The following is a 9340-nucleotide window of genomic DNA, read 5'->3' as shown; positions in this document are numbered from 1 at the left end:
AACGACCTCTATCACGAGTTCATCGAATCCAAGGTCAACGCCGACCCGCATCATCCCGATCCGAACGTGAAATCGAAATGTGCGCTGGTGTACGGCCAGATGAACGAGCCGCCGGGCGCGCGTGCCCGTGTCGGCCTGAGCGGACTGGCGGTCGCCGAATATTTCCGCGACCAGGGCCAGGACGTGCTGTTCTTCGTCGACAACATCTTCCGCTTCACTCAGGCCGGCTCGGAAGTATCGGCGCTGCTCGGACGCATTCCCTCCGCAGTGGGTTATCAGCCGACGCTCGCCACCGATATGGGCGCGCTGCAGGAGCGCATCACCACCACGACCAAGGGCTCGATCACCTCGGTGCAGGCGATCTACGTGCCGGCCGACGACCTGACCGACCCGGCGCCGGCGACCTCCTTCGCGCATCTCGACGCCACCACGGTGCTGTCGCGTGCGATCTCCGAAAAGGGCATCTATCCTGCCGTCGATCCGCTCGACTCGACCTCGCGGATGCTGACGCCGCTGGTCGTCGGCGAAGAGCATTACACCACCGCGCGCATGGTCCAGCAGATCCTGCAGCGCTACAAGTCGCTGCAGGATATCATCGCCATTCTCGGCATGGACGAATTGTCCGAAGATGACAAGCTGACGGTGGCGCGCGCCCGCAAGATCGAGCGGTTCCTGTCTCAGCCGTTCCATGTCGCCGAAGTGTTTACCGGTTCGAAAGGCGAGTTCGTCGAGCTCGCCGACACCATCAAGGGTTTTCGCGGTCTGTGCGAAGGCAAGTACGACCATCTGCCAGAAGCCGCCTTCTACATGGTCGGCACCATCGAGCAGGCGGTCGAGAAGGGCAAGAAGCTCGCGGAAGCCGCTTAAGGAGCGAATGGGGCGTAGTGAGTAGCGACTAGGGAAAGGCGAGACGCCTTCAGCCTGCCGCCGCTCACGCTCAACTATTCGCTGTTCGCTATTCACGATTCGCTGGGTTCACCATGGCTACCTTCCACTTCGATCTCGTCTCGCCGGAAAAGCTCGCCTTCTCGGGTGAGGTGGACCAGGTCGACATTCCCGGCGTCGAGGGCGATTTCGGCGTGCTGGCCGGACACGCGCCGGTGGTCGCCGCGGTGCGGCCCGGCATCGTGACCGTCCGCGCCGACGGCACGCAGCAGAAGATCATCGTGCTCGGCGGGCTCGCCGAGGTTTCCGAGACGGGCCTGACGCTGCTCGCCGACGTCGCGACCTCGCTCGACGAGCTCGATCGCGTCAGGTTCGCCGAGCAGATTTCCGGCATGGAAGCCAAGCTCTCCGAGAAGGAAGGCTCCGAGCTCGACCACGCGATCGAGCGGCTCGATCATTTCAAGAGCATTCAGCACCAGATCGAAACCACCGCAATGCATTGAGGCAGCGACGGGCGCCGGCAGGCAGCCGCCACCTGGTTCACTGTCATTCACCTGCGAAGGCGGGTGATCCAGCATCCCAGAGACGTCAGCGATCGATTCGATAGGCCGCGGCGTGCTGCGTCGCCCGGTCCCGCCTACGCCGAGGCTTCGGCGGGCGCGCAAGCCGGACGACGACGGCGAGCTCGAGCGTTTTCGAGCGAAGTGGATACCGGTTCGCGCGAAGAAAAACGCGTCAAGACAAAGAAGCTAGAGCTTCCGTTCCGATTCCATGGGAACGGAAAAGGCTCTAGCAGCGCGGTCGGTGGAACGCGGCGGCCGGGGTGGATGCCACCCCGGCCATTGCTTTGTTGAAGCCTTCCGTTCCCGCCGCTTTGCGGCGGAGGGAGCGGCATCATCTCTTAGTTAGCGCAGCAGCTGCAGCACGCTCTGCTGCGACTGGTTGGCGAGGGCCAACGCCGAAACCGCGATCGACTGGCGGGTCGACAGCGCCTGGCTGTTGGCCGCTTCCTCATTGGTGTCGGCCAGCGTGAGGTTCGACGCGCCGGTCTGCAGCACGTTGATCAGGTTCTTGTTGAAGTCCTGACGGATCTGCACCATCGAAAGGTTCGAACCGAGCGAAGAGGCTTCCGAACGCAGCGTCGTCGAGGCCGCGTTCAGCGCGCTGAGCGCCTTGTTGGCCGAGCTGTTGTCCAGGAAGTCCGTGCCCGCGGTCAGGGTCGAAAGACCGAGGCCCGCGATGTTGAACGTCACGCCGGTGATGCTCAACGTCGACTTGCCGGATTCATCGAACACCAGTTTCAAGGTGTCGCCGTTCAACAGGTTCACGCCGTTGAAGGACGTGTCCGACGCCGTAGTGTTGATCTGCGCCAGCACGTTGTTGTACTGGCCGACCAGACCCGCACGCGAGGCCTGCGCGTTCGGATCGACAACCGGCGCCGCCGCGGCTGGGACGCCTTTGAAGGCGCCAACCGTAGCGGTGACGGCGGTTCCTCCGATCGCGCCCATGGTCGCAGAAGCCGCATCGTTCGTAGTGGTGATGGTGATCTTGCCCGACGTGTCGATCGAAGCCTGCAGGTTGTTCGCGGCCAGTGCGGCGTTGAGCTGATTCAACGTCGATATCTGGCCGTCACCGGTCCCGAAGGTGATGTTGGTCGCCGTACCGCCGGCGGTGGCGCCGACGGTCAGCGTCTTGCCGGACATCGAGAGATCGCTGGTGGTGCCGGCGGTCAGGCCGAGCGCCGAGAGCACGTTGGTGCTGCCCGAGATCGCCAGGTTCTGGGTCGTGCCGGTTTGCAGCACGATCTGGCCGTTCGACACCGACGAGGCCGTCGTGCTGCCGGTGATGGCGTCGATCGCGCTCAACACGTCACCGATGGTGAGTGCCGAGCCTGTGCCGATGCCGATCGTGACGTTGCCGGAGGCGTCGGTCGTCGAGGTGGTCGCGCCGGTCGAGAAGGTGATGTTCTTGCCGTCGACGGTCAGGACCGCGCCATTGGTGATCGCGGTCGCGAGGTCGCTCGCGAGGTTGGTCGTCGCCGAGATCGCGACCGTGCTCGAGGTGGCATCGTTGTTGACGGCGGTGCCGGTCACGGAGGTGGCCGCATTGGTCGTTGCGGGAGCGAGACCGAGCGTGCTGACCGCGGTGCCCCCGATCACCAGGTTCTGGTTGCCGGTCTTGATCTTGAGCTGACCCGTGCCGGAGACCGTGGAGCCCGTGGCGCCGGTGATGGTGTCGATCGCGCCCAGCAACTGGCCGACAGTCGCCGCCGTTCCCGCGCCGATGCCGACCGTGACGTTGCCGTTGGCGTCGGGCGCCGACACGCCACTCTGCGAGGCCGAGAACGTGATGGTCTTGCCGTCGATGATCAGGGTCGAGTTGTTGGCGAGCTGGCTCGACAGCTTGTCGAGCGTGGTCGACGTCGAGATCGCCACCCGGGTGTCGTCGTTGATGACGTTGCCCGTGGCAGCAGTGCCCCGGGTGGTCGTGCCGGCGGAGAGACCGAGCGCGGTCAGCACGTTGGATGTGCCGTCGCCCGCGATCGTCAGGTCCGTCGATGCTCCAGCGTGGAGCACGAGTTGGCCCGCCGAGACGGAGCTGGTGCTGCCGCCGAGCGTGTCGATCACCGTCTCCAACTGGGCGACGGTGGAGTCGAAGCCGATCGTGTAGTTGCCGCCGCTGGCCGTCGCCGCACCCGTGTGTGCGGACGAGAAGGTGATGGTTTTGCCGTTGACGGTCAGGACCGCGCCGTCGTCGATCGCGGTCCCCAGGTGGCTCAGCGTGGTGCTCCCCGCGATCGGCTGGGCCGCGGGGGTGGTGAGGCCGTTGCCGGTGACGGTGGACGGGATCTTGGTCGTGCCGGCGGAGATACCCAGTGCGGAGAGCACGTTGGAGGTGCCCGAGACCACCAGGTCCTGCGTCGAGCCGGTCTGCAGCACGATCTTGCCCGCCGACACTGACGAAGCCGTCGTGCTGCCGGTGATGTGGTCGATCGCGCTCAGCACGTCGCCGACCGTGAGCGCCGAGCCTGTGCCGATGCCGATCGTGACGTTGCCGGAGGCATCGGTCGTCGAGCTGGTCTGACCGGTCGAGAAGGTGATGTTCTTGCCGTCGACGGTCAGGACGGCGCCGTTGCTGATGGCGGCCGCGAGGTCGTTCGAGCCGCTGCCCGCGGTGCCGACCAGCCTGGTGGCGGCCGAGATCGGGCTGGCGCCGCCGGTGATGGCAGCGGAATTGACGGCAGTGCCGGTCGCGGCGGTGTTGCCGCTCGGCGTGCCGAGCAGGTTGTTGGCGTTCGCGCCGGAGATCGCAAGCGAGGTCACGCCCGACTTGGTCGAATAGCCGGTGGGGCTCTGCAGCACCTGGTTGGCGATCGACTGTGCGCTGGCCACCAGGCTCTGCAGCGAGGTGATGCCGGTGTTGGCGGCTTGCAGGACCTGAACGCCGTTACCGATCGCATCGAGCAGGTTGCCGATGTCGGAGGCGCGGTTATTGAGACCCTGCGCGGTGAAGTAGTTGGTCGGGTTGTCGAGAGCCGAGTTGACCCTGTTGCCGGTGGCGAGGTCGTTTTGGGTCGTCGCGAGCAGCGATGCGGTCGACTGCAGCGACAGGAGGTTTTGGCGGACGGCCGCCGAAAGCACGATACCAGACATTTGCTCAATCCCTTTCTAGGTTTCACGTCGGAGCAGCAAAGTGATACCGCTCTCGACCGGCAAATGGATACCGCCAAAAGTAAAACGGATCGTAAAACTACGGAGAACGATGAACGAGTCGTAAATTTCCGGGACGGTGCGTTCGGCGTTCGGCGGCGTGGTTGCGCCGCTCCGCTCGATGTCGAGACGGCCGGCCTGTTGGACGACGACCGGAGCCGCCGAACGCGGTTGCCTGCTGGAACTTCCGGCGGCATGGTACAACCGCGATGGTCGTCCAGTTCGGCTGGTGCCGCCAATCCGAAATCCGTCCGCGCGGCCGAAGCGTTGCAGGGATTTCGGATCGATAGCGGCACTCGGAAGTCCTCGAGAGATGTTGCGGCGACATCGCACGGACTTCTGAAGCTGGGGCCAGTCGTCCTCATGAAGCGCAAGATCGCGGCGATATTCGCGGCTGATATCGCCGGCTATTCACGACTCGTCGCCGAGGACGAGGAGGAGACGCTGCGGCGTCTCGCCGCCTATCGGTCCGTCACCGACGACTTCATCGCCAGGGCCGGCGGCCGGATCTTCAACACGGCGGGCGACATCGGCGCGCAGGAGGTCAAGAACATCCCGACGCCCGTGCATGCCTACATGGTGGCGATGCGGCGCGAGGACGGCACCACCACGCCGCCGCGGGTGTCATGTCATCGTGATCGGCCCGTTCATGGTGGGTGCGAATTGAGCCTGCTCAGCGCACAAACGTCGCAAACTGCTTCGCCACCGCGCGATACACGTCGCGGCGGAACGGCACCACGAGGTCGGGGATCAGGCTCAACCGCTCCCAGCGCCAGGCGTCGAACTCCGCCGGCTGGCCGTTGCGCGGCGTCAAGGGATCGATGTCCGTCTCGTGCCCCGTGAAGCGCAGCGCGAACCATTTCTGCCGCTGGCCGCGAAACTTCGACAGCCGGTGCGGTGGTCCGTCGTAGGGCGGAAATTCGTAGGTCAGCCAGTCGGTCTCGCCGAGATACTCGGCGCTCCTCACCGACGTTTCTTCCCACAATTCACGCAGCGCCGCGGTGCGCGGCTCCTCGCCCGAATCGACGCCACCCTGCGGCATCTGCCATTCGAGCCCGGGCGCGATGATCTCGGGACCGTCGTCGCGGAAGCGCCGGCCAATCAGCACCAGGCCGTCGGCGTTGAACAGCGTAATGCCGACATTCGTGCGATAGGGCTTGGCTTCCGACATCCAGACACTCCGAAAACGCGAAGCGTCTATAACAGATGCCGCGGCGCCAAATGTGACGCTGATCGCTTACGCGATTGTCGAGTGATATGAGTGCCGGCTTTCGCGAAAGATCGACGCCTATTTGACGGAGAGCGCGGAAAATTCCTTGACCACGCGCTCATAGACCGGGCGCTTGAAAGGCACGATCAGCTCGGGGAGGTTCTGCATCGGCTCCCAGCGCCAATCGACGAATTCAGCCTTGTGGCCGCCCCCACCGGGATGGGCAACGTTGATCTCGGCATCCCGACCGGTGAAACGCAGCGCGAACCATTTCTGACGCTGGCCGCGATAGCGGCCCTTCCAGGCACGGCCTGCCACGGTGCGTGGAATGTCGTAGATCAGCCAATCGTCGATCTCGGCAAGCTTCTCCACCGACCGTACGCTGGTCTCCTCGTACAACTCGCGCCTGGCGGCTTCCCAGGTGTTCTCGCCGGGATCGACGCCGCCCTGCGGCATCTGCCAGACATGGGATTCATCGACATGCTCGATGCCGCCGGCGCGGCGGCCGATGAAGACCAGCCCGGCTGCGTTGAGCAGCGTGATGCCGACGCAGGTCCGGTAGGGCAGATCCTCGTAGCGCGTCATTCGCCCGATGCCTCTCGCCTGCCCCCAACCCTGGAGCCGCATCCCTTGCCGTCAGCGATGCGGGGCGGGCGAGGCACCTTAGCTCGATTTTGATTTCAGCATCGTGGTTGTCAATGGGACAAGCAGGATGCCATGGGCGTCCAGGGTCTTGAGCCAGGCCCCGATCCGCTCGATCGAGACCGGCAGGGCCGAGGCGGTCCCGACCGCCGATCCGCGTTCCTTGGCGGTGGTCTCGAGCCTGGCCAGCGCATGGTCGATTTCTCCAGGCGTGGGCACGGCGTCGATCTGGACGTCGCCTCTGGCAAAGGGCACGGCGAGGCTTGCAGCCAGCGAAGCGGCGACGCTGCGCGGCGCCGAGCCGTCGTCGAAATAGCCGAGCCCACGCTTGGATATTTCGCGGATGACCGGCTGCATCGCAGGCTCGGTGGCGACGAAGCGCGCCCCCATGAAATTCGCAACCCCGGCATAGCCCTGCAGCCGACCGAGGTGCCAGGACAGGCGGTCGAGATTCTGCTCGGCGCCGAGGTTGGCGAGCAGCGTCTGCGGTCCCGGATCGTTGTCGGGATAATCGTAGGGCTCCATGGGGACCTGGAGGAATACCTCGTGGTGCTCGGCTCGCGCCCGCTCGGCGAGCTTCGCCGGATCGGAGCCGTAGGGCGTGAAGGCCAGCGTCACAGCGGGCGGCAATTTCACGATCGCCTCTGCCGTCTTGGCCGCGCCGACGCCAAGACCGCCGATGACGATCGACACCACCGGCATCTGCGCCGCTTTCGCCCGGTCGGCCGGTGCGGCGTAGGTGCTGAACGACTTCATTCCATCGGAGACGACCGGGATCATGCCGTAGCGGCCCTTCTCCAGAAGGCGCCGGTCGACGCCCGCCATCACGGTGGCGGGCTGGCCGTTGTCCTCACGCGCGTCGAACTTCTCGGGGGAGATCACGACGTCATGACGTGCGCCGCTCGAGCCATCGATGATCGTGACGGTCTTCTGCTCGCCCGCCGTGGCCGGCTTGGTTCCGGCGTGCGGCTCATGGCCGCCGGGGGGCGCGGCAGCCATTTTGTCGTCGGCGGACTTGCCCTGCCGCAGGGCGACATGGGCAACCGGCTCGCCGCCGAGCGGGTCGTCGCCGAAAATGGCGAAGCCGGCGAAGGCGGCGAGAAACAGCCCGAGCCCCACGGCGAGGAGCTGCATAACCGTGAAGGGCAGCCCAAGCCGACGCCTGCGTCGCGGCGTGCTCTGTCCGAGCGGGGCACTCAGATCGTCGGCCGCTTCTGCCATGAATTTTCCCGAATCAACGGGGCCGACACTAGCATGGTTGGGCGAATGGGAGGCAGACGGGCGCCGCACAGGAACCGGCGGCCCTCAAAAGCAAAGGGGCAGCCCATGGGCCACCCCTCCGATGCCGGTCGACCGTTGAAGGCGCAGCGCGTGCTACCGCAGCGAGGCCTTGTCGCCGGAAGCGCCATCGCTACCGGCCGGAGCAGGGGTCGACGCGCTCGACTTGATGCCGTGCAGCAGATCGTCGGCGACCTTGAGCGCCTTGTCGTCCTTGGGATCTTGCGGCAGGTAGGATTGCGAGCCGGTCTTCTCTTCGCCCTCCGCCCCCTTGAGATGGCCGCGGAGCGAGGCTTCACCCTTGGTGTCGGTGCGCGCCTTCAGTTCGTCCGGCACGTCCTGCAGCACCTCGATGTCGGGAACGATACCCTTGGCCTGGATCGACTTGCCGGAAGGCGTGTAGTAACGCGCGGTGGTCAGACGCAGCGCGCCGTTGCCGCTGCCGAGCGGGATGATGGTCTGCACCGAGCCCTTGCCGAACGAGCGCGTGCCGACCAGCGTCGCGCGCTTGTGGTCCTGCAGGGCGCCGGCGACGATCTCGGAGGCCGACGCCGAGCCGCCATTGATCAGCACGATGACCGGCTTGCCCTTGGTCAGGTCGCCCGGATGCGCGGTGCGACGTTGTGTCTCTTCCGGATTGCGGCCGCGGGTCGAGACGATCTCGCCGCGCTCGAGGAAGGTGTCGGACACCGTCACCGCCTCTTCCAGGAGGCCGCCGGGATTGTTGCGCAGATCGATGACGAAGCCCTTCAGCTTGTCGCCGATCTGGTTCTGCAGATTGCCGATTTCCTTCTTCAGGCCCTCGGTGGTCTGCTCGTTGAAGGTGGTGATGCGGATGTAGCCGATGTCGTCGGCCTCGACATGCGCGCGCACCGAGCGGACGCGGATGTTGTCGCGCATCAGCGTGACGTCGATCGGATTGTCGACGCCCTTGCGGATGATCTTCAGCCGGATCTTGGTGTTGACCGGCCCGCGCATCTTCTCGACCGCCTGGTTCAGGGTCAGGCCCTGCACGGCTTCATCGTCGAGCGTGGTGATGATGTCGTTGGCGAGGATACCGGCCTTCGAGGCCGGCGTGTCGTCGATCGGCGAGACCACCTTGATCAGGCCGTCTTCCATCGTGACTTCGATGCCGAGCCCGCCGAATTCGCCGCGGGTCTGCACCTGCATGTCGCGGAAGCTCTTCGCATCCATATAGCTCGAATGCGGATCGAGCCCGTTGAGCATGCCGTTGATCGCCTGCTCGATCAGCTTGCTGTCGTCCGGCTTCTCGACGTAGTCGGCGCGCACGCGCTCGAACACGTCCCCGAACAGGTTGAGCTGGCGGTAGGTGTCGGCAGCGGCGGCGCGCGCAGCGGAGCCGATCCCGACCATCACGGTGCGCGGTTGGGTCATCACCAGCGTCAGCGCCGCGCCTGCGGCCGCACCGATGAGAATCAGGGACGTCTTGCGCATCATCCGCGCACCTTTCCGCTTTCTGTCGTCGCCCACCAGGGGCTCGGGTCGACGGGGGTCCCGTCCTTGCGAAACTCGATGTAGAGTACCGGCTGACTCGAACCTGTCGCGATCGCGGCCGCTTCCTGCCCGCCCCCCATGATCGCGATCGGCTCTCCGG

Annotated in this window: 8 protein-coding genes and 1 pseudogene; 3 read left to right on the top strand and 6 right to left on the bottom strand. The window is 65.5% G+C overall.

The genetic code is table 11. From position 1 onward, the window contains the following. Together atpD and JOY90_RS26455 are read left to right on the top strand one after the other, a co-directional pair. The coding region (gene atpD, locus JOY90_RS26460; RefSeq protein ID WP_291694051.1) for a F0F1 ATP synthase subunit beta at positions 1–867 on the top strand (867 nt) is incomplete at its 5' end. A 113-nt stretch (positions 868–980) separates the two neighbouring features. Further along, positions 981–1388 carry a F0F1 ATP synthase subunit epsilon gene (locus tag JOY90_RS26455; RefSeq protein ID WP_291694050.1) on the top strand — a complete coding sequence of 136 codons (408 nt, stop codon included), beginning with the start codon at positions 981–983 and terminating at the stop codon, positions 1386–1388. A gap of 402 nt (positions 1389–1790) precedes the next feature. On the opposite strand, the gene JOY90_RS26450 is transcribed toward JOY90_RS26455, so the two are convergent. Further along, positions 1791–4538, bottom strand: coding sequence for a flagellin (locus JOY90_RS26450; RefSeq protein WP_291694049.1), 2748 nt, complete (start codon positions 4536–4538; stop codon positions 1791–1793). Between the two features lie 15 nt (positions 4539–4553). Continuing rightward, positions 4554–4799 carry a hypothetical protein gene (locus tag JOY90_RS26445; RefSeq protein WP_291694052.1) on the bottom strand — a complete coding sequence of 82 codons (246 nt, stop codon included), beginning with the start codon at positions 4797–4799 and terminating at the stop codon, positions 4554–4556. Positions 4800–4958: 159 nt separating this feature from the next. On the opposite strand from JOY90_RS26445, the pseudogene JOY90_RS26440 reads away from it, so the two are divergent. Further along, positions 4959–5216: pseudogene (locus JOY90_RS26440) on the top strand (adenylate/guanylate cyclase domain-containing protein); the annotation flags it as partial. Between the two features lie 52 nt (positions 5217–5268). Here the strand turns inward: JOY90_RS26440 and JOY90_RS26435 are convergent. The 4 genes from JOY90_RS26435 to JOY90_RS26420 form a co-directional block, all read right to left on the bottom strand. Then, positions 5269–5766 carry an RNA pyrophosphohydrolase gene (locus JOY90_RS26435; RefSeq protein WP_291694048.1) on the bottom strand — a complete coding sequence of 166 codons (498 nt, stop codon included), beginning with the start codon at positions 5764–5766 and terminating at the stop codon, positions 5269–5271. A 117-nt stretch (positions 5767–5883) separates the two neighbouring features. After that, positions 5884–6390 carry an RNA pyrophosphohydrolase gene (locus tag JOY90_RS26430; protein WP_291694047.1) on the bottom strand — a complete coding sequence of 169 codons (507 nt, stop codon included), beginning with the start codon at positions 6388–6390 and terminating at the stop codon, positions 5884–5886. A 78-nt stretch (positions 6391–6468) separates the two neighbouring features. Continuing rightward, positions 6469–7668, bottom strand: a complete 1200-nt coding sequence (locus JOY90_RS26425) for a divergent polysaccharide deacetylase family protein (RefSeq protein ID WP_291694046.1) — start codon at positions 7666–7668, stop codon at positions 6469–6471. A 153-nt stretch (positions 7669–7821) separates the two neighbouring features. Beyond that, on the bottom strand, positions 7822–9183 hold the full coding sequence (locus tag JOY90_RS26420; protein ID WP_291694045.1) for a S41 family peptidase: 1362 nt from the start codon (positions 9181–9183) through the stop codon (positions 7822–7824). Between the last annotated feature and the right edge of the window lie 157 nt (positions 9184–9340).

It is taken from the genome of Bradyrhizobium sp., assembly GCF_019242285.1.
Taxonomy (GTDB): Bacteria; Pseudomonadota; Alphaproteobacteria; order Rhizobiales; family Xanthobacteraceae; genus Bradyrhizobium.
Note: the sequence above shows the minus strand (reverse complement) of the source record. Positions and strands in the feature narration are given on the sequence as shown.